Annotated in this window: 19 protein-coding genes; 3 read left to right on the top strand and 16 right to left on the bottom strand. The window is 51.6% G+C overall.

What is annotated here, in order from left to right:
• The first annotated feature begins 44 nt into the window (after nt 1–44).
• Complete coding sequence (locus tag ACJ8QI_RS14515; RefSeq protein WP_286472553.1) at nt 45–758, top strand: helix-turn-helix transcriptional regulator; 714 nt, start codon at nt 45–47, stop codon at nt 756–758.
• A gap of 58 nt (nt 759–816) precedes the next feature.
• Nucleotides 817–1,149, top strand: coding sequence for a hypothetical protein (locus ACJ8QI_RS14510; RefSeq protein ID WP_442532730.1), 333 nt, complete (start codon nt 817–819; stop codon nt 1,147–1,149).
• 63 nt (nt 1,150–1,212) lie between these two features.
• Here the strand turns inward: ACJ8QI_RS14510 and ACJ8QI_RS14505 are convergent, their stop codons facing one another.
• The 7 genes from ACJ8QI_RS14505 to ACJ8QI_RS14475 all read right to left on the bottom strand — a co-directional run bounded on the left by ACJ8QI_RS14505 (nt 1,213) and on the right by ACJ8QI_RS14475 (nt 10,406).
• Nucleotides 1,213–2,589, bottom strand: a complete 1,377-nt coding sequence (locus ACJ8QI_RS14505; protein ID WP_442532729.1) for a phospholipase D-like domain-containing protein — start codon at nt 2,587–2,589, stop codon at nt 1,213–1,215.
• The gene (locus ACJ8QI_RS14500) at nt 2,589–6,032 is read right to left on the bottom strand and encodes an AAA domain-containing protein (RefSeq protein ID WP_442532728.1); all 3,444 of its coding nucleotides are present in this window, start codon (nt 6,030–6,032) and stop codon (nt 2,589–2,591) included. Before ACJ8QI_RS14500 ends, ACJ8QI_RS14505 begins: the two co-directional genes overlap by 1 nt.
• A 587-nt stretch (nt 6,033–6,619) precedes the next feature.
• Nucleotides 6,620–7,042, bottom strand: coding sequence for a hypothetical protein (locus ACJ8QI_RS14495; RefSeq protein ID WP_442532727.1), 423 nt, complete (start codon nt 7,040–7,042; stop codon nt 6,620–6,622).
• 119 nt (nt 7,043–7,161) lie between these two features.
• A complete protein-coding gene (locus tag ACJ8QI_RS14490; protein ID WP_442532726.1) occupies nt 7,162–7,668 on the bottom strand; it encodes a YbaK/prolyl-tRNA synthetase associated domain-containing protein in 507 nt (168 codons plus the stop codon).
• Nucleotides 7,669–7,694: 26 nt separating this feature from the next.
• Nucleotides 7,695–8,666, bottom strand: coding sequence for a threo-3-hydroxy-L-aspartate ammonia-lyase (locus tag ACJ8QI_RS14485; RefSeq protein ID WP_442532725.1), 972 nt, complete (start codon nt 8,664–8,666; stop codon nt 7,695–7,697).
• Nucleotides 8,667–8,687: 21 nt separating this feature from the next.
• On the bottom strand, nt 8,688–9,077 hold the full coding sequence (locus tag ACJ8QI_RS14480) for a RidA family protein (protein WP_004929579.1): 390 nt from the start codon (nt 9,075–9,077) through the stop codon (nt 8,688–8,690).
• A 54-nt stretch (nt 9,078–9,131) separates the two neighbouring features.
• Nucleotides 9,132–10,406, bottom strand: coding sequence for a cation:dicarboxylate symporter family transporter (locus tag ACJ8QI_RS14475; protein WP_442532724.1), 1,275 nt, complete (start codon nt 10,404–10,406; stop codon nt 9,132–9,134).
• Nucleotides 10,407–10,716: 310 nt separating this feature from the next.
• Between ACJ8QI_RS14475 and ACJ8QI_RS14470 the strand changes: the two genes are divergently transcribed.
• Nucleotides 10,717–11,343: a helix-turn-helix transcriptional regulator gene (locus ACJ8QI_RS14470; protein ID WP_004929586.1), complete on the top strand. Its 627-nt coding sequence runs from the start codon at nt 10,717–10,719 to the stop codon at nt 11,341–11,343.
• Between the two features lie 84 nt (nt 11,344–11,427).
• On the opposite strand, the gene ACJ8QI_RS14465 is transcribed toward ACJ8QI_RS14470, so the two are convergent.
• From ACJ8QI_RS14465 to ACJ8QI_RS14425, 9 genes are all read right to left on the bottom strand, one after another.
• Nucleotides 11,428–11,715 carry a hypothetical protein gene (locus ACJ8QI_RS14465; RefSeq protein WP_442532723.1) on the bottom strand — a complete coding sequence of 96 codons (288 nt, stop codon included), beginning with the start codon at nt 11,713–11,715 and terminating at the stop codon, nt 11,428–11,430.
• Between the two features lie 363 nt (nt 11,716–12,078).
• The gene (locus tag ACJ8QI_RS14460) at nt 12,079–12,624 is read right to left on the bottom strand and encodes a helix-turn-helix transcriptional regulator (RefSeq protein WP_442532722.1); all 546 of its coding nucleotides are present in this window, start codon (nt 12,622–12,624) and stop codon (nt 12,079–12,081) included.
• A gap of 262 nt (nt 12,625–12,886) precedes the next feature.
• On the bottom strand, nt 12,887–13,642 hold the full coding sequence (locus ACJ8QI_RS14455) for an MrpH family fimbial adhesin (RefSeq protein WP_442532721.1): 756 nt from the start codon (nt 13,640–13,642) through the stop codon (nt 12,887–12,889).
• 104 nt (nt 13,643–13,746) lie between these two features.
• A complete protein-coding gene (locus ACJ8QI_RS14450; protein WP_442532720.1) occupies nt 13,747–14,274 on the bottom strand; it encodes a fimbrial protein in 528 nt (175 codons plus the stop codon).
• A gap of 20 nt (nt 14,275–14,294) precedes the next feature.
• Entirely contained in the window at nt 14,295–14,792 is a 498-nt protein-coding gene (locus ACJ8QI_RS14445) for a fimbrial protein (RefSeq protein ID WP_442532719.1), read from the bottom strand.
• Nucleotides 14,793–14,806: 14 nt separating this feature from the next.
• Complete coding sequence (locus ACJ8QI_RS14440; RefSeq protein WP_442532718.1) at nt 14,807–15,208, bottom strand: fimbrial protein; 402 nt, start codon at nt 15,206–15,208, stop codon at nt 14,807–14,809.
• Between the two features lie 125 nt (nt 15,209–15,333).
• Nucleotides 15,334–15,981 (bottom strand): fimbrial protein, encoded by a 648-nt coding sequence (locus ACJ8QI_RS14435; RefSeq protein WP_442532717.1) that lies wholly within the window; start codon nt 15,979–15,981, stop codon nt 15,334–15,336.
• A 28-nt stretch (nt 15,982–16,009) separates the two neighbouring features.
• The gene (locus tag ACJ8QI_RS14430) at nt 16,010–16,756 is read right to left on the bottom strand and encodes a fimbria/pilus periplasmic chaperone (protein ID WP_442532851.1); all 747 of its coding nucleotides are present in this window, start codon (nt 16,754–16,756) and stop codon (nt 16,010–16,012) included.
• A gap of 33 nt (nt 16,757–16,789) precedes the next feature.
• Nucleotides 16,790–19,333 (bottom strand): outer membrane usher protein, encoded by a 2,544-nt coding sequence (locus ACJ8QI_RS14425; protein ID WP_442532716.1) that lies wholly within the window; start codon nt 19,331–19,333, stop codon nt 16,790–16,792.
• Nucleotides 19,334–19,371: the final 38 nt, after the last annotated feature.

Below are 19,371 nucleotides of genomic sequence, written 5' to 3'. Positions count from 1 at the left end.
CGCTACTGCTGACATCATTTCCGGGCAAAATTCGGGAACGATGTATGACGCTGATAACACAAGAAAACGAACATGACAGACTGGCAACCCGCCTTTCCATCATCCTGAGCCGTTTGTTTCAGGGTGAAAAGTTGCATATCGGGACGCTGGCAGAAGAATTCGGGGTGACAACACGAACGCTGCGGAGGGATTTCAATGTCCGCCTCACGTATCTTGATATTGAACAGGCAAACGGCGTGTATCAGCTCGCCTCACATTACTTTCGTCGCCGCACGGAACGGGATATGAAAATACTGGCGAGACTACTGCATCTCGACCGTCTGTTACCCGCGATGGATGCCAAACTGCTGAGCCTTCTGCTTGACGGGGAGCACCCTTCACCCTACAGGATTATGCTACCGGAGCCGCGCCAGAAACCAACGCTGTTCGGTGATTTCAGCAGACTAACCCTCGCCATACTTAACCAGACCAAGGTGAGTATCAGAACCGACGAAAACGTCAGCCATACCGTTCATCCCTATCGTCTGCTTTGCAGCCATGCAGAGTGGTTTCTTGCCGGATGTGCTTTATCGGGAGTGTTCGTTATTTCCCTGTCCCGAATCAGGCTGGTAGAGGTTATACCAGATACAACTTTTGAGATCGATAACACACTCATTTCGCTGATTGAACAGTCTGACTTTATGGAAGCGTTACCCCACATGAACATTATTCATCAGATAATGGATTACGGGGCAAAACAACCGAATAATCGCAATTAAAATCACAACATATTATTAGTGATAATTAAATCACATTAACATGATAAGTGAGAAAGTTATGATTATCGATAAAGAATACGCACTTGTAAATGCAACAGCAAGACTTAACACTGACCTGAGAGATTATGAAAGTGAAATAAACAAGGCTGCCAGCGTAACGTTTGGTAATGACCTCACTGGCATAGTCATTTATCAGTTCAGTTTTATCATTAAAGTCAGAACAGATGGTGAGAAGATAAAGCACGGTCTTCTTGTTAACTTTGGTAAAAACATAGCAAGACAGGTTTCATCTCTTTGTGCATCCGCAATGCGATTCTATCCGAATGAAAAACACAAGCCTAGCCGTCAGCTTTTCAGGTGCACAAACATAAGTACAGAACAAAAGATGTAACAAACATAAAATGATGTATATGCCGCAATTAGTTTTAATTAAAACTAATTGCGGCAATAATTACTACTGAGTCACCCCACCTTTATAGCCATTTTTAAGAAGATTAATATCGTCCTCAAATTGTCTGTCCACATAGCGCTTTTTATTTACTAACTGGCCTCTTTCATCTCTAGGCTTTCCTTTATCGCCTCTAAATGATAACCAGTTGAAACTAGTTGTCACAGCAAAAACATCATCACATACCAGAGATTTTCTATGAGTATTACCCACATATACAAAATTGAAGTTATTATATTTTCTATCAAGCCTGTCCAATTCACTTTTCGCTTGATTCGTTATGGGTAACTTTTGATCTTTTTTGTTTCCACCACGTCCATTTTCATCTATACCGTATCCAATATATACATCAACACCTCTTCGTAATGCTTCCTCAAGCAATCGGATAAACTCAGAATCAACTACTTGATGCCTTATCCAAGGTGAAATAATCAGTAATCTATCATTAGAGGTTTGTAGGGCTCTTTTCAAAAGCCCGGGATGTTCATGGCACAAAACAGACTGAATTGTATCAGCATCACTGCTTTTAGAATCAAGAACATCTTCTAAGCAATCATTTTCAGAAGAAGCAGAATCGATACAAGATAAATCCATGGGATATACAGGTGAAGAACCAGATAAAAACTCCGCACCAATAAGTGCTGGCCCTCCCAACTCTCTAAATATACTTTCATGTTGGATAGATGCGCCTTCTTCATTCCAAAATGAAACATCTATCTCGCTTCGTTTTGATGAATTTCGATAAAAAATAGCCACATAAGGGAGATATCTTATCTCGCGCCTTTCTATAACTTTAATTGCGAGCAGTTCCTGATTATCATCTTCAGTAGTTCGATTCCTACTAATTAAACGATCAAATTCATCGAGAGGTATATCCTCAATTTCAGGACGCTTAGTACTACAATTAGGTATTTCTTGAAAGCCGAACTCCCGCATTTCACTTGGTTTGTATAGGAAATCTGGATTAATTAACATCAATCTTTTAGTCAGTGCATCCATACAAACTTTTACAACTCTTTCTACCGGACGTACAACTAAACACTCTTGTAATACAGTATGTCCTTTGGTAGTAAGGGTTATTCTGGCGACTTTATCACTAATGCTCCTAGAATAATTTATTAATTCATCTTTATTTAGGTTAGCAAAAACGCTTTTTATTACCGAACTCGGTAGCCCCAAGAAAGCATAAATATCCTCAGGCGAAGAAAGCCCTGCTTTAATCGCTCTTAGAATAGCTTCATCTATTGGGCCAATAGTCTTTTTATCTAATACTAATATTTTAATGGTTAGAACATAAACCGGTATTCCGGCTTCCTTAAAATATGATATTTCATACCCTGATCTTGCTTTTGAGGCATCATTAAGAATATTTTCTAAATTCATTACTGTATCTCCTCAAGAGTACAAGAAGAACTGTTTGATGTTATATAACCTAGAACATCTCTAAGTGGATTTTTTTGACCACCAATGTTTTGGCAGTACAAATGGTCCCCAACAATAATCAATAATTCTTTTCCACGAGAAAGAGCAACGTTGATTCGCTCCATTTCACTTAAAAAACCAAGTGTTTTTTCTTCAGATCTCGTAACGGAAAAAATAACAATGTCTGCTTCACGTCCTTGAAAAGCATCAACTACGTTAATGAAAACCTCAGAAAAACTATTCCAGTTGTGGCGTTTTGTTTCAACGGCAGTTTGCAATCTTTCTCTCTGCTCACTATATCCTGTCAGTATAGCAACGCTTGATATCTGGTTTTTGAACTTACCTTTCTGGACATAAAAATTGATTCTGTCCAATAACTTTACTATATATTTAACCTCTGTATCATTATAATAAGTTTTCCCTATTTTTTTTGATTCGTGTTCAGCCGCTCGACTAGTTGAATACCATACAACTGGATTAGGCAAAATATTTTTTAAATGTGGCGCGGGCTCGCGTTCAACACTAAATAATTTATTTGGATAGAAACATTCAGCAACTAAATCTCCAATCTGAGGCAGCATTCTGTGTTGTGTTGTTAATGCCTTACATAATTGTGATGGTAAATTATCACTTAAATGTTTAAAGAGAGTTTCTTTTTGAGACTCACTATTCAGATTATATTTTTTTAAAAGTCCAGATTTTTTTAACTCAGGATCCTGAAAGGGAGACAATTGCTTATTATCACCTACAAGTATTGTCCTTCTTGCTCTAGACATCGGAACCAAAACCTGGGTAGGTGTTGCAATAGAAGCTTCATCAACTATACATAAATCATAAATAATTTCATTACGCCCAGGGATACTTCCGACCCCAAGACATGTCCCTGCAACTATCTGAGAGGACGCGATTACAGCAGATCTAAACTCTCTACTGCGACCTAATCTGGCTTCCCAGTCAGCATGTGTTAATAAAATTTCTTTTAGTTGCTTGGCTAATGTTGTATTAACAGAGAATGCTTCTGCCCAACCTCTAAGATCTTCAACAGAACATTTAGAAAACTCTTCAAGCTCGTCTTCAGAATCAACATATTCTTTTAAATTAAGAAAAGAAATTTTCAGTTCTTTAGATAATTCCCCACGCTCTTTACTCAGTTCTTGATATACCTCATCGAACTCCTCACGCGCGGTGATATCAAGCTTATTACGGTATTCATCAGAAACCTTCTCTGATAATTCCATCAACTTATTAACGACTATTTCCAACCGCTGCTTTAAACCAGCAAACCTTTCAAGAGCCATTGCCCTCTGAATTTCTTTAACATTAATATTATTCAAATCAGCCCAGCGCTCAATAAAAGCTCGCCCCGAAGAAAGCGCTGTTTTTCTCATCTCAGGTAATTTAGCATCTAGCAGATATTTTTTTGTACTATCCGATATTCTTGGATCTGAATCGTTTCCTATACGCACTGCATTTAAACCACCATTTGCACTTTTCATGATACGCTCTAGTGAGTTATCTAATGCAACATGAGTTTGAGAGGTTAACAAAACCCGCGCATGCGGATTTGATATAAAAGTTTGCAAAACCAATTCTGTAATAAATGTAGTCTTCCCTGTCCCTGGTGGTCCTTCTACGATCATTAATTCGGGCCCTGACAATGCTGTTAATACAGCATCCTTTTTATCTTCATCAATTTCTTTTTGTATAAATTCGACTTCTTTTATTTCTGGTACAATAACATCATTTGGATTAACAATATTCTTTCTTAAATTAGGATTAACAGATCGATCATATCTTACTGCATCAAGAGCTAATCGCTGTCGATCCAATGACAGATCCGTTTTTTTAGTATCCGTTTCAACTATACCTTCCTCTAATATAGAGGACGAGGATATCCTATTTGTATCACTCGGTCGAATTAATATTTCTTTATCAGAAGCAGAAACAACTGTTCCACAAAAATGTCCTGAGCGTTTAGCATCAATAATAATATCTTGATGTAGTAATGCTGTTGCACCAGAGTTTTTCTTTGGCGTGAGTTTAAGTAATTCTCCGGAAACAGAAAAATCTGTATAATGAACTCTAATTTTACGACTTTTTTCAAGATCCCCCATAGCATTTAAAAGATTTAGCCAGTTCTTAAAGATCAACTGTTCCTTCTCTTGCAATTTTAATATTTTTTGTTCGCTATCGAATTTTAAAAGGCTTTCCCTAATAGAAATAATGGCATCGCCTGAAGACTCATTAGAAGCCCCAAAAAATGCAAATTTTGCATTAATCGAAGAAGCTTTTTGTCTACACCACTCCAATTCAGATGAAGTAAAGGAAAGAGCATCAACCAATTTCAATCTTGTACCATCTTCATCAGGAACCAGCGTATACCTATACTTGACCCCATATATTTTTATAGCCCAAGAGGTATATTGAGGCGATGCAGGTATATTTTCTCCAATTGGATTGGATAGATCTTTTTCTAAAAAGCCGTGAATTGCTCCGCCAGTTATACCTAAGTCTGACTCAATAACGCTCAAAACCTTATTTGTTGCTATCAATAATATAATTGGTTCTAATTCTTTTCGCAGTGGTAGCAATGCTTTTTCTAAAGCCGCTTGTAACATTACAGCATTTTGAGGACGTAAATCCGGTTCGTCAATGATAAGGCAACTTCTCAAAACCCTCTTTATCGACTCATCTATTGATAGTTTTTCCAATCCAGACATCACCTCTTCATAGGTTGAAGGGTTCGAGCCTGTCATCAAATAAATTGTCAGAACTGCAAATCCAAAAACATCTCTGCTATAACTATAACTACCATCATCCATTTCTGGTGGCGCAAAAGGAAGTGAAGCATATTGCGCTAATGTAACGCCAGGCATGAGAAAATTTCTGATTTTTGAAATTCCAAAATCACAAACTTTTATCTTTCCATCATTACTTATAAGTATATTGGTAGGTTTTATATCTCTGTGTGCAGTTGAATGCGAATGCGCAAATGATAAGGCATCAAGAATAGGCCGACCGATAATATTAAAAAAATCGTCCCAACTTGAGAACTTATGGTTTTCACAGTACTGTAGCAGATTCTTTTCTACCCACTCGATTACAATAAAATAATCACCAGAGTCTTCATCACAACCAGAGTCAAGGATCTGTACAATGTTCTGATGCTGGAGATCCGCTAATGCCGTAACTTCTCGATGAAAAGACTCATAGATTATCTCATCAACCATTTTTCCTGTGTTCAATATTTTAACGGCAACTGTATTTCCGGTATCAGTATCAGTAGCTTTGTAAATGGAGGCCCATCCTCCATTGATCGGCGTTCCTCGAGTTACATATCGCCCATCGGAAAGGATACGCTTAGCCTCTCGCTTAAGACTCAAAGTTTTATTTTGATTTGTCATAAATATAGTTTACACCATTTTGATTTCATTGATTATAGTAACCAGTGGTTACTATATGCTTTCCCTATGAATCATCACGAACATTTCTTTTTATACTTACTCACATCTGCTTAAGCTACAACTACTGGGATAGTATTCCAATGATATATAGCAATATGAGTTTAAGTTCACAGGTAGAAATCTGGTAGGGAATCACAGGCCAATTTTCAACCTAATCTGTTGAGGTAGTTATTCAAATCTCAATGGTTTTTAATCAGAGAAGCGCACATTCCCCTAGCTGTTAGTATCACCTCTAAAAGTTTAAAGGGATTGAAAATCCCCGTGTCCTTGGTTCGATTCCGAGTCCGGGCACCATATTTAGAGAACCCAGCCTATGGCTGGGTTTTTTGCTTTCTGGAGTACGGACTCTCCATCGAACTGCGTTCGATTATTCGGCCAAAGGCCTCACCCTGCGGGCCAGCGCTAAAGCGCTGTTCAACGCGGCGCCAGCGCCGGTTGTCCGAGTCCGGTCGCCCTATTCAAAAGAACCCGCCTATGGCGGGTTTTTCGCTTTCTGAGGTACGGACTCTCCATCGAACTGCGTTCGATTATTCGGCCTTCGGTTGACTCGGCGGGATCAGCCCAATCAGCGCCAGTACGCAAGATTTGGCGGCTAATACCAGATTGAGATGCCCGGGGAAAGCGACGTTGATAAACCAAAAGGCCAGGAAGATCGCCAGAGAAACCGGCCAGGCGAGCACGAAGAACCGGGTGTCACATAATCGCCGGGCGCAAAACAGCAGCGTCAGCACCACCGCCAATAGCCCGACAGGAAGATACAGTATCAGCCTCAGGTAAGAGGCGACGACATCGGCGAACGATACGTTATTGATGACGGAAATCGTCAACTTCTGAAAAAATAACGTATCACGATTATAAATCTCTAAAAGATTTAGCCACGCAAAGCTGAGCCCTATCGTTAACGACATCCATACTGCGTACTCTTTGCGGGATAGGGGATTGGTGATCAAACTCAGTCTCTCGTTCAGCCAGCGGTTTCGAACAAAGGATATAGCATAACAACGCTGAACCGGCGGTAAACGGCGGTTCAGCGTTGTTGTTCAACTCGTCTGAACAGACACTCTTTTTCTCACTCCGCCATCGTCTCCGTACGTGCGAAATGAATAAACTCAGGCGCCGCAATACGCAGATAATCCTGCGCATTGAGTACCACGGAGCGCTCCAAATCGCCCGCGTTAAACGCAATTTCATCGTAACGATCAAACAGCTCCGGATCGGCCACCAGCCTGAGCTGCGGGTGGAAGCTGAACGGCGGGATCGCCCCCGGTACGCAGGCCGTGAGGGTCGCGATTTCCGCCGGGCTGACCAACGATGCCTTTTTACCGCCCAACTCGGCTGCCAACCGCTGCAGATCCGCCTGACGGTCCGCCGCCAGCACCGCCAAAATGTAATGCTTGGCGCCGTCGATGCGCGTTTGACACACCAGTGCCTTGGCGCCCTGCCCCTGTTCGGTGCCGCGCAGCGCCGCCACCGCTTCGCAGCGCCCCTCCGCCGGATGCTCTATCACCCGGAATGCGGCCTCTCCGGCGCTCAGCAACGCCACGACCAGCTCAAATACCGTCTTGTCTGTCACCATGGTTCTCTCTCGTCACCCGCCTGTTTCTATTGACCTGCCAGCAACTCGCCGTAGCGGCGAATGTCGACGTTGCCACCGCTGATGATCACACCGACGCGTTTTCCCCGCAGCATCGATTTATGCGCGCAGGCGGCGGCGAATCCCAGGCAGCCGGTTGGCTCCACCACCATTTTCATCCGTTCGGCGAAAAAGCGCATGGCGCTAATCAGCTCATCGTCGGTCACCGTCAGAATGTCGTCAACGTCCCGGCGGATAATCGGGAAAGTATGTTGGCCCAGGTGCTGCGTCTGCGCGCCATCGGCGAGGGTCTGCGGCGTCTCAATGTGAACGATGCGGCCGGTACGGAATGATTGCTGCCCGTCATTGCCCGCCACAGGCTCTACGCCATAGACTCGGCAACCCGGCGACAGCCGGCGCGCGGCGAGCGCAGAACCGGCCAGCAACCCGCCGCCGCCCAGACAAACGAACAGCGCGTCCAGTTCGCCAACCTCGTCGAACAGCTCTTTGGCCGCGGTGCCCTGCCCGGCGATCACCTGCGGATGATCGTAAGGCGGGATCAGCGTTAATCCCTGTTGCTGCGCCAGATCCCGGCCGATCTGCTCGCGATCTTCATGATAACGGTTGTACTCCACCACTTTGCCGCCATAGCCGCGCGTCGCAGCCACTTTGGCCGCCGGTGCGTCGTGCGGCATGACGATCGTGGCGGGAATGTCGAGCAGCCTGGCGGCCAGCGCGATCGCCTGCGCATGATTGCCGGAAGAAAAGGCCACGACCCCGGCCTTGCGCTGCGCCGGAGAAAACTGCAGCAAGGCATTCATCGCACCGCGAAATTTAAAGGCGCCCATACGCTGCAGGTTCTCGCATTTGAAAAATACGCTGGCGCCGAAATCGTCGTCAACCGTGCGTGAAGTCTGCACCGGCGTGCGGTGAGCATAATCCTTGATGCGCGCGGCGGCGGCGGCCACGTCGTCATAAACGGGTAAAATCAAATCGGTCATAGCGTTACCTGTCAGTAAGGGTTAAAGGGCGGCCAACGCGACGGCTTCCACTTCCACGGCGGCGCCATAATGCAGTTGCGATACGCCGGCCACCGCGCGCGCTGGGCGAAACTCGCCGATCCATTCGGCATACAGCGCATTGAAGGTCGGCCACAAATCGATATCCGTCAGATAGACGCGCACCTGAACCAGCTGCGCGCGGCCGACGCCGGCCCCTGCCAGGCAGGCATCCAGATTGGCCAGCACCTGGCGGGCTTGCCGCGCGAAAGGTTCTTCGGCCAGACTCTCACCGGAAAAGGCGATCGGCAATTGACCAGAGATATAGACCGTCCCATTGGCCGTGCAACTGGGTGAATAATGACCGGCGGGAGGAAAGCCGCCGCCGGCGTTGTAAACCACATCATGCTTCATATTTAATCCTTGCACAGGTTCGAAAAGCCCTGCGGAAACGGCGCAGGGCGGCATTCAGACGGGTTTGCGCGCAGCCGCTTCAGGCAGCCTCGCCTGAAAACCCACACGCTCTTTCTGCCAGTAAGAAATCGCCATGGTCGCCACGCCGTTGCCGGCCACGTTGGTCAACGTACGCATGGTATCCATCAAGCGATCCACGCCGAGAATCAGCGCCAGCCCCTCCATCGGTATCTCTGGAAACATCAACAGCGAAGCGGACAGCGTGACGAAAGCGCCGCCCGTCACACCGGCTACGCCTTTCGAGGTCAACAGAAACACCATCAATAGACCGGCCTGTTGCGCCAGGCTCAGCTCCAAACCGGCGGCCTGAGCGATAAACAGCGCCGCTAACGTCATGTAGATTGAAGAGCCGTCCAGATTCAAGGAGTAACCGGTCGGCACGACAAAACCGACGGTGGCTTTACTGCAGCCGGCCGATTCAAGTTTTTTCATCAGGCCAGGCAAGGCGGCTTCCGATGAAGTGGTGGTAAAGGCGATGATCAGCTCTTCCCTGATGAGTTTTAAGAAACCGAACAGGCTAAAACGGGTCAACCAGGCCACCACGGAAAACACCACCACAATGAGGAACAGACACCCCAGATAGACCAGCCCCACCAATTTCATCACCGGCATCAGCGCGCCGATGCCGTATTTGCCCAGCATGAACGCCGCCGCGCCAAATACGCCAACGGGCGCCAGCTTGAGGATGATATTGACCACTTTGAAGGTGGCGTCGGTAAGCAGATTCACCAAATCAACCACCGGCTTGCCTTTATCGCCCATCGCGTACAGCGCATAGCCAAACAGCAGAGCCACCAACAAGATTTGCAGCATGACGCCGCCGGCCAACGCATCAACCACCGTTTTCGGGATGATGCTCATCACGAAGTCCACGCCTTGCAGGGGCTCCGCCGGTTTAAGCGCCGTGGCGGCATCAGCATGCAGGGCCAGCCCTTTGCCCGGCTCAAACAGATTGCCCATCGCCAGGCCGATCAGCAGCGCCAACGTGCTGACCACTTCGAAATAACAGACCGAGATCATGCCCAGGCGGCCAACGCCGGCACCGCGTTTAACCTGCGCAAAACCGGCTACCACGGTGAGAAACACAATCAGGCCGGCCACCATTTTGATCAGTTTGACGAAGGCCGCCGCCAGCGGATTGAGCTGAGCGCCGATTTGCGGCCACAACAGGCCCAGCGCGCCACCGGCCGCCAGCCCTACCACCAACTGAAAGGTCAACGTGTAATAAAAAGGTTTTCGTGCAGAACCGACGACTGAAGTTGCAGACATTATTGTTCTCCATGCCCTTGCGGGCCGTTGAAGCTAGCGCTGAAAAACCCCGATGTGTGCGATACGGCTTTTAACGCACGAACATTGTCATGCTTAAAACAAATAATCTAAAATTAGAAAATAAGTCCAATAATGATGTTATATACCTGCGCGACGGCCAAATGCCAATCGGGAAGTGCAGAATTGGGAGCAGGATCATTTTTAGTGCCGCCAGGCGCCAGATGAAAACCGCCGTGCGCCGCACTTGTGGTATGTTCTTCATCTGGCTCGAAATGAGCCAACGCCGCCAAGAAAGTGATCGGAGTGCCCTATGCCTGAAGTGCCGGAAAATTTGCTGTTATCCCAGTTGAATGTGATTGCCGAGGGGCTGAGCGCCACCTTCGCGCCATTTTGCGAAGTGGTAGTTCACGATCTGCAAAATCCCGAACACGCCATTTTGGCAATCCACAACAACCTGTCCGGACGAGAAGTCGGCCAGGCGGCGACGGAGCTTGGCCTGGCTCGCATCGCTTCGGCGGAGTTTCCCAGCGTGATCGCCAACTACGGCAACCAGTTCGCCGATGGCCGCCCGGCGAAAAGCACCTCGATCGGCATCAAGAATGCGCAGGGCGACTACGTCGCCGCACTCTGTTTGAACGTTGATATGACGCTGTTCCGCGGCATGCAAAGCGCGCTGGCGCAGTTCACGCAAACGGCGGCCGGCGCGGTGACGGAACACCTGGAGCCCAGCGGCGCGGAGGCCATCCGCAACCGTATCGATCGCTTCGCCGCACGCCACGCCACCACGCCGCGCGCGCTGAAAACGCCGGAGAGAAAGCGGTTGATTCAGGAACTGAGGGAGCAAGGCCTGCTCGAGGTGAAAAAGGCGATGGAGATTGTGGCGCAGCACCTCGGCGTTTCCCGCGCTTCGGTGTATCTCTATGCGAAAGAAGAGTGAAAAGGCGGCACCTTCAGCCCCGCTTGCGTTACTCAGGCATTATTAATACAAAACCCGCCAGTACGGCGAGTTTAGACTCATGCCTCACTGGCAAATCGAAGCATATTTCTTCATAAACGGGCTGGCGCAAATTGACGCGTAGATATCTTTTTGCCGCTGGCTGGCAGTGGTCGCTGGTTTTTGCGCATCGCCGATGTTGACGCCGGTACCGTTGCTGCCGCTGGTGCTGCCGTTAATACTAACGTCAACGGACGTGTTGCCGCCGCTGCCGGTATTGCCATTAATGCCGCCTTCAATCACCAAACCTGCCTGGGCCAGCGGCGAACACATCAGCAGTGCGCAGCCCAGTAATGCGATTTTCTTACTTATCATTGCCTTTTCCTTATTGAATTACCTGACTTGATTTCTCGTACTTCAGACCATTTATCCATTCCCTGCTGCAGTTAATACCCCTCTTTCACCTATCATCAGCCGTCTTTTCCTCATACGCTGTTCATGTTTGAAAAACGCATACAGGCTCAGAAAAAACAGAAGTATCGCCAGAAAAAAAAGACTCACTTTACCTTCCCTGGGTACATTTTGCTTGCAACAAAAATATAGCAATCACTTCTTTAATGATTATCTTCAAGTTCATAAAAAACAATAACACAAGCACATAACCAGTTTAATAACCTTTAAAGCAGCCAAAGAATTAAGAATAACAGAAAATAAAAAACAGAATACCCATCATCAAGGTTAAGAATGCTCTCCATCCTGAGATAACAGCCAATAGATGAAGTCATGACTACGGGTAAGTTGTAGTTTGCTCATCACCGAACGTTTATGACTGTGTACCGTTTTAACGCTGACGCCCATCACTTTAGCCACTTTAGATTGCTCCCAGCCTTTGCGAAGATAGCTTATCACTTGTTTCTCACGCGCCGTAAATTGCCGGTTCTTTTCCGGTCGCTCGCCTTTCTCGCCGGCAAACAACCGCGCCAATAATGGCGCCAGCATCTTGAGCGACCCCGTGCGATAGATCTCACGCCGGGCATCTTTCGCTTGCGCAGGCGCCCTGTCCCGAATAAACACCAGTTGCTGTTGCTCCCCCTGCGAGGGCGTGCACCAATGTGCTATGCGCCGCGCCGGGGTTGTTAATACCAAGCTGGGTTTTTCCTCATCATTCTTTTCTAAAAAACGCACTGATTTATTATGTTCCCTGGCATAGTCGGAAATATATAACCGCAATCCCGACGAGAAATAAACATTATCATCGTCAATTCTTATTTTTAACGATTTCATTTACATCCTCACTTATTCATCCTGACGCCGAGCGAGCATAGAGCATAGGTAGAAACGGTCATTCTTACCGTTCAGTCACCCACCGGCAGGTAATTAGAGTAGTGGCATCCTTTTCGTTTCACTCATTTTTCACCGAAAATATTCGCCCGAAATGAAATACAATCAGATATCACTGATTAATCAAGGACGATATGCTGCAAAGCGGTCTGACAAAGAGGTCGCCCCTACCGAACGAGCGACCAGGCCCTTTCCGCCCAGGGGGCTACGGCAGCGAAAGGATAATGGTCTTCGCCCCGTCGAACCGGCCGATTCCGCCGTCATAGCCGCTCAGCACCGAGCGCAGGGTCAGGCGCGTGCCGTAAGGCGTCGCCTTGATAACCACCCCCTGCCCCAGCGGCACGCCATCAAGGGTCAGATCGCTGCGGAACGGGCGGCCGGCGGTGAAATACACCTGGCTGTTCCGGTCGGCGGACATGACGCGCACGGTAAAATCGAAATTACAGACGGCGGTCAAGGTCGTGGTGGCGCTATGGCCGTTCACCGCCTCCGCGCGCAGCAGGCCGTGGTTCAACTCCAGCTGCACCTCGCGGATATCACACGCCGTCGGGTGGATGACCGGCGGAATGCAGGTCATGCTCGCCCCCGGTAGAATGACACTGCCAGCGCCTCCGATACCATCAGAACGAAAGTATCCCAGATAAAAACAGGGCGACTCCCCAGGAACCACTCCGTAATTGCTGGTAGATGGGTTATTCAGCCACCCCGCGCGCGCATAGCCCGCGGCCACCTCGCCCAGCGTTTTCATGTTTGTCACGCCGGGAACAATACGACGTCCGAACCAACCACCACGCGCCCCTTTATCAGAATAGCCGATATGGACATCGCAATAATCGCCTCTGCTTTCGCAGCCGTAAAGCGGGCTCGGCGTGTCGTCGTTGATATCCCAGTAGGTGACTTTGGCGGAATACTGCCCTGTACCAAAAGGAGGCCTTGCATCCGGATTATAAATCGCCTCCACTCCCCATCCAGCCCAAGCGGGCTGCGCGCTCCACGCTAACATCAGCGCCCAAGCGGCCAGCCCGACACACCGTACTCCCTTCACTTTCCACTGCATAGCATCCCTTATTCATAGCTGAGATTAAACGTCGCCACCGCGCCAAAGGCGCCGTACTCCAGCGTCTTGTTCGCCAGCGCCCCCGGCTCCGCCTGCACATAGGCCTGCAGGCGCACCGCGTTGGCGCCAGGCAGCAGCGTGATCTTATCGCCTGCGCGGTTGATCGGCAGCGCCACTCCCGCCGGCGTCTCCAGGCCGATGGCGATGCCGGCGGCTCCGCTGCCCGGTGCCAATGCCAACAGCCCGGGCAGCGCCAGGCTCTCGCTCCCCAGCAGGGTTACCGCGACCGTCTTGCCCAACGCCAGATCGCAGTCAGCCAGCACGATCTCAAACGCCAGGCTCGACGTGCGCTGATACTGGTACAGGTATTTGTCCACCACGCCGCCGAAATCGAGCGCGATAGTCTCTTGCCCTGGGGGGATCACACAGGGCTCGGCGACCAGCGCACCGGAAAAGCGCAGGTTATCAGCCGCATCGACCGGTGGCAGCAATCCCAGTGCACAACACCCCAACAGCAATGCCCACAGCTTGTGCATCTTGCCCTCCGTTCGCCCGTTCATTGATAATCCGCCTGCAGCGTCGCCGTCGCGGTGAAGGCGCCTTCGCTGAGCGCCGCCCCCGGCCTGGCGACCGGTACCGCCTCCAGCCGCGGCGGATTGGCGGGATCAATCCTCAGGCTGCTGTTGATCTCGAACGGCTCATCCTCACGGTAAAGTCGGATCCCCAGGTCAGTCTTATCGGTCTGGAGGGCCGCCTTGTCGAAGGCCGTGGCATTGCCTTTCAGCGTCAACGTCAGTTCCCACGGCAGCGAGTCGTTGAGATTGCAGCGAATGCGATAGGTCACCGCCTGGCGGTAGTTGACGCCATCCACCTTGTTGATACCGACGCGCTGGCCGAAATTGATTTCCATGATGCCGCCATCGTTGAGTGTGCAGGGCGGCGGAGCACGCAGCGTGCCGCGAAATTTCATCTCGGCCTCTTCCGCCGCCTGCACCGACAAACCGGCTAGCGCCAGCGCCAGCGCCAGCGCCAAAATAAACGCGTTCCGTTTCATGGAGGCCTCCCAGTTCACTGATAATCGACGCGTAGCGTGGCGGTGGCGCTGAAATCCCCAGTGCGGAGCGTGGCGCTGGCCTGCTTCATCGGCACCGCCTCCAACGTCGGCAAAGCGGAATAGTTGAAATTTTGCCAAGTGTTCGGCGCTAAACGCATACCGTCGAACAACAGGGCGATCCCTAAACCGTTGACGTCTGTTTGCAGCAGCTGGCTGTCAAAGCTGGCGACCGCGCCCGCAATCTGCAAACGCATAGCGTTCTTCGCCAGCTCATTGCACGTCAACGTATAGTCGATGAGTGTCCGGTAATGGTCACCGTCGAGTCGAGTGATCATGACGTCCGGGCCAAAGTCCACGTCTATCGGCTTGCTGCCGTTAATCACGCAGGGCAGCGGGGCGATTACAGTCACGCTCACATTCAGGTTCGTCGCTGTCTGCACGGGCAACGCCGCGGTGAACAGCAATACGCCTACCCACAGCCGCTCAGCTTTATTCTGTCTCTTCACTCGTCGCTATCCTTACAGTTGTCGCCGCCACGTCTTCAGTCATAACTCAGGTTGAAGGTTATCAGCGCGCGATAGGCACCGGCCGTTAACGGCGCGGCGGTACGCTCGGCCGCCACGCGGTAAGGCAGCGTATCGTTGCCGGGCGCCAGCCAGAGTGGCTCGCCGCGGCTGCCCAAGCGCACGTCGTGCCCTTGGCCGTCCAGCAGACGTATGCCCATCCCCGATACGCCTTCCGCACGCGCCAACTGCGGGTTGTCCACATCAGCCGGCGCCAGGAAGCTGACTCGCACCGCCGGCTGATCCGCAGTGGCGTAGCGGGCGCCAGTGAATTCGTCCCGGCTAGCCGCTGGGCCGCGCAGGCAGTCGCGCAGACGTAGCGCAAAGCTCACCGCCCCCCCGCGATCGCCCGGCCGCGCCAGACGGCCGGTAGCGATCTCTCCCAGCCATACATCCTGGCGCGCGCTGTCCATTTCCAGCCGGCAAGCGCTCTCGGTCAGTGCCCCCCGGATTTCCAGTAACCCATTGGCCCCCTCTACATCCCAGTTATCTACCGCCTGCGCCGCCGGCAACAGCCACAGCAACATCGCCAAACTGAGCGGCGCCATCAGCGCCAAGCCCCCTTGTGTCAGGTAGTAACGCAACTCACCGGTGGCATATGCCCACTTGCCGCGATCCCTTTGCATCTGATTACTCCTTTACGCACCCGCGCCGTTATGGCGCCTTCTTCTCCGGCACCACTCGGCAGGTTGCCCCGCTGCAGCTGAAGTTCAGCTGCGGCCGGCCGCCATAGTCGTTGATATAGGTCAACACCGGGCTGCCGCCCACGCTACCCGCGCCAACCGTCAGCGGCACGCTGCCTTTCGGCGGGATCATGAACGGTTCGAAGCCTTTAACACCTTCAACGCCTTTGCGGCTGGTTGCATCGATCAGAGTGACGTAGTACGGCGTCGGGTTGTTTACCACGTACTTATCACCCTGTTTGCTCAGCGTCAGCTGTTCCTGCCACGGCGCTGCGTTGCGTTCCGGCGCGATCTCCGCCGGCCGGTAGAACAGCTTGATACGGGTTTGTAGCGCAATCTGCAGCGAGTTAGGTTTGTTGCTTTTCGGCGGGATCTCGCGCAGATTGAAGTAGTACAGCGTCTCGCGATCCTTCGGCAGCTGCTTGGCCGCCGGCAATGCCTGGATCTTCACCTGGCTCGGTTTACCGGGCTCAATGCGTTGTACCGGCGGCAGCACCGCCAGCGGGCTTTGGATCTTGTTGCCCTGCTCATCCTCCAACCAGCCCTGTGCCAGATACGGCAACTGTTTATTCTGGTTGCTGACGCTCAGGCTTACCGACTGGGCACTTCCATCGAAAATGACCCGGGTGCGATCGAGCGCGATGGCAGCCTGGCTTTCCGGGCTGAAGGCGCCCACCATCAGGGCCGCTGCGACCAGACGGCCAGGTATTTGACTCATGATGCTCATCACTAGACTCCTTAAATCCTAAATTCATTTTTCCATGCCGCCAGCGGCGACGCTCAACGGGCGACAGGGCAGCAGTAAACTGTTCATCAGCATGGCTTTTGGCAGCGGCGTCGGCATTTGCACCCGGCACTGCGCAGCACCATTCCAGTGCACGGTCATGCTGTCACCGGCGTTAATACCGCTCAGGTAAACGCTGCCGCCATCGTTGACGATGCCGGTCTCCTGCTTGCGCGCATTCAGCACCGTGGCGCCGAACGGCGGTTCGCTACCGTCCGACAGCTTGATCACCGCCATCGCCTTCTCACCGGCGATCACCGCAAACTTGCGGTAGCCAATGGCACCTTCGGTCAGCGTCGCCTGCACCACCGAGCGGGTGGCTTCGGCGTTATCGCTCAGCTGGTCCAGATCGATGCTGGCCCGGTTGCGGTAGTAGCTGTTAACGTCCGTCACCACAGCCTTGCCCCAGCGGTTAGTCGCCATGGTCCGGCCATAGCCGCGTACCGGTACGCCGGCCACGCCTTCAGTATCGAGCAGCAGCCGGGTGCCGCCCGAAACGTTGCTGCGGTGTAACGCGCCCCCTTCGGCGGTCAGCGTCATGCCGCCCTGTGCCGATAGCCCGGTGGCGCTGTACCTGTCCTGCTGATAGCTGGCGTTGGCGTTCCAGCGGGCGGCATCGCCGTCGTGGCTGTAGTAGCCGCTCAGCGCGGCGCCGCTGCGCGAACTGCCGGTGCTGAGCTGGTAATTGCTGCGCTCATCGAGGCGGTCGTAATACCCCACCCGGTGGGTGTTATCGTTGCGATCGAGCGTGGTGTTGTAACTCAGCGTGGCGCCGTTGCCCCACGGCAGCGACAACGACAGGTACATACCGTCGTCGTTGCTCTCGTTGTAGCGGTTGCGATAGGCCGACATCGACAGACTCAGATTCTTGAAGCGCCCAATATCGAAGTAACGCGAAAACGTCAGGCTGTAGCGGTCGTTGGCCGGTCGATCCCAGTAGGTCTGATGGCTATAGTTGAGGTAAGCGCTCAACCCCAGGTCACGCAGTTGCTGGTTGTAGGTGATGGTGTACATCTCCTTGCTGTTGCCGAATCGCTGCCCATATTCCCGCGCCTCCAGAAACTCGCTCATGCTCATGAAGTTCTGCTCGGAGAAACGGTAGCCGGCGAAAGTCACCTGGCTGTCCAGTTCATCGAAGCTTTTAGAATAACTGAGGCGATACGAACCACCGCTTAGCGTCTCACCACTGTTCGGCAGCTTGGCGCGCGACTGCGTGGCGTCGAGCGACAGCGCGCCCAGCAGCATCAAATCACGGCCGATACCCAGTGCCAGGGCATTGTAGTCGCCGCCCAGCAAAGCCCCGCCGTACAGCGACCAACCGTTACTCACTCCCCAGGAAAACTCGCCGGTGCCGAACACCGGCCCGCGGTAACGATGATCCATATCCGACGGCTTGCCCACCGCCAGCTTGTAACGCAGCGAGCCGGGGCGCGTCAGATACGGAATGCTGGCGGTGCTCATTTTGAATGCCTGCACGCTACCGTCCTGCTCTTCCACCCGCACATCCAGATCGCCGGAAACCGCATCGTTCAGGTCCTGGATGCGAAACGGTCCTGCCGCCACCGTGGTTTCATACAGCACCCGACCCTGCTGGCTGACAATAACCTTGGCGTTACTTTTAGCGACGCCGACCACTTCCGGCGCATAGCCGCGCAGATTCGGCGGCAGCATGTTGTCGTCGGAACGCAGGCTCACCCCACCGAAGCGGAAACTGTCAAACAGCCCTGAATCCAGGTAATCTTCCCCCACCGTTAACCGCGAGCGCAGCGCCGGCACCGCCCGATAGGCGTAATAGCGGCTCCAGTCGAGACGTTTCTCCGTCGGCAAGCCGGAACCGGTCTGATGATAGAGATTCGCCTGCCAGTCGGCCCGCAGTCGCCAGGCCCCCAGGTTGGCACCCGCCGTGCCGTTGCCGCTGACGCTGTATTGATTCGTGCCCGCCTTAAGCTGACGCTGGGTCTGTGCATTGAGGTTGTAATCGAACAGCAAGCCGGGAATGCCTTCATCCCAGCGCGACGGCGGATCCCAATCCTCAGAGGTATACTCCAGATAGGCTTGCGGAATGCTGAGATACAGCGACGAGCTGGACAAATCGCCACGCGCCTCCATCCCCGCCAGGCTGGCCTCCTCCAGACACTCGTCCTGGTGCCACCAGGCGAGCGATGTCAGCATCGCCGCTTTCAGCCCCAACTGATCGACCAGCTTACGGGACACGCAGACCCGGCTACCACGGGGATCGTTGTCCGGCGCATAAAAGGCCACCGGCTGTTCCGGCAGGTCGCTTTTATTCACATGAACCACCATGCTGTAAGTGCCGGGCATCACGTAGCCGCTGCGGGAAAATTGACTCAGGTCGATATTTTTACGATCGTTAACATCCAGAACATCAACGTTGAACTGAATATCTTCCGCGCCCGCCCCGGGCAACCACCCGACGAGCCCCAACGCCAACACCACGCTGACGCTCAGAAAATGAAAGCGAAACGGCTTCCCTGCTGGCAACAACATCATGACCCGAACCTTCCGTTATTTAATTTTCCGTCGTCCGC

The sequence above is a fragment of the Serratia sp. CY84636 genome (genome assembly GCF_052166245.1).
GTDB lineage: Bacteria > Pseudomonadota > Gammaproteobacteria > Enterobacterales > Enterobacteriaceae > Serratia > Serratia nevei.
This window is presented reverse-complemented; position numbering and strand designations above follow the sequence as displayed.

Coding starts and splice junctions, on each gene's coding strand:
- ACJ8QI_RS14485 (WP_442532725.1), bottom strand. CDS start 8,666: ATGACCGATTTGATTTTACCCGTTTATGACGACGTGGCCGCCGCCGCC.
- ACJ8QI_RS14470 (WP_004929586.1), top strand. CDS start 10,717: ATGCCTGAAGTGCCGGAAAATTTGCTGTTATCCCAGTTGAATGTGATT.
- ACJ8QI_RS14490 (WP_442532726.1), bottom strand. CDS start 7,668: ATGGTGACAGACAAGACGGTATTTGAGCTGGTCGTGGCGTTGCTGAGC.
- ACJ8QI_RS14500 (WP_442532728.1), bottom strand. CDS start 6,032: ATGACAAATCAAAATAAAACTTTGAGTCTTAAGCGAGAGGCTAAGCGT.
- ACJ8QI_RS14450 (WP_442532720.1), bottom strand. CDS start 14,274: ATGCACAAGCTGTGGGCATTGCTGTTGGGGTGTTGTGCACTGGGATTG.
- ACJ8QI_RS14480 (WP_004929579.1), bottom strand. CDS start 9,077: ATGAAGCATGATGTGGTTTACAACGCCGGCGGCGGCTTTCCTCCCGCC.
- ACJ8QI_RS14515 (WP_286472553.1), top strand. CDS start 45: ATGACGCTGATAACACAAGAAAACGAACATGACAGACTGGCAACCCGC.
- ACJ8QI_RS14430 (WP_442532851.1), bottom strand. CDS start 16,756: ATGAGTCAAATACCTGGCCGTCTGGTCGCAGCGGCCCTGATGGTGGGC.
- ACJ8QI_RS14475 (WP_442532724.1), bottom strand. CDS start 10,406: ATGTCTGCAACTTCAGTCGTCGGTTCTGCACGAAAACCTTTTTATTAC.
- ACJ8QI_RS14505 (WP_442532729.1), bottom strand. CDS start 2,589: ATGAATTTAGAAAATATTCTTAATGATGCCTCAAAAGCAAGATCAGGG.
- ACJ8QI_RS14425 (WP_442532716.1), bottom strand. CDS start 19,333: ATGATGTTGTTGCCAGCAGGGAAGCCGTTTCGCTTTCATTTTCTGAGC.
- ACJ8QI_RS14510 (WP_442532730.1), top strand. CDS start 817: ATGATTATCGATAAAGAATACGCACTTGTAAATGCAACAGCAAGACTT.
- ACJ8QI_RS14435 (WP_442532717.1), bottom strand. CDS start 15,981: ATGCAAAGGGATCGCGGCAAGTGGGCATATGCCACCGGTGAGTTGCGT.
- ACJ8QI_RS14465 (WP_442532723.1), bottom strand. CDS start 11,715: ATGATAAGTAAGAAAATCGCATTACTGGGCTGCGCACTGCTGATGTGT.
- ACJ8QI_RS14460 (WP_442532722.1), bottom strand. CDS start 12,624: ATGAAATCGTTAAAAATAAGAATTGACGATGATAATGTTTATTTCTCG.
- ACJ8QI_RS14445 (WP_442532719.1), bottom strand. CDS start 14,792: ATGAAACGGAACGCGTTTATTTTGGCGCTGGCGCTGGCGCTGGCGCTA.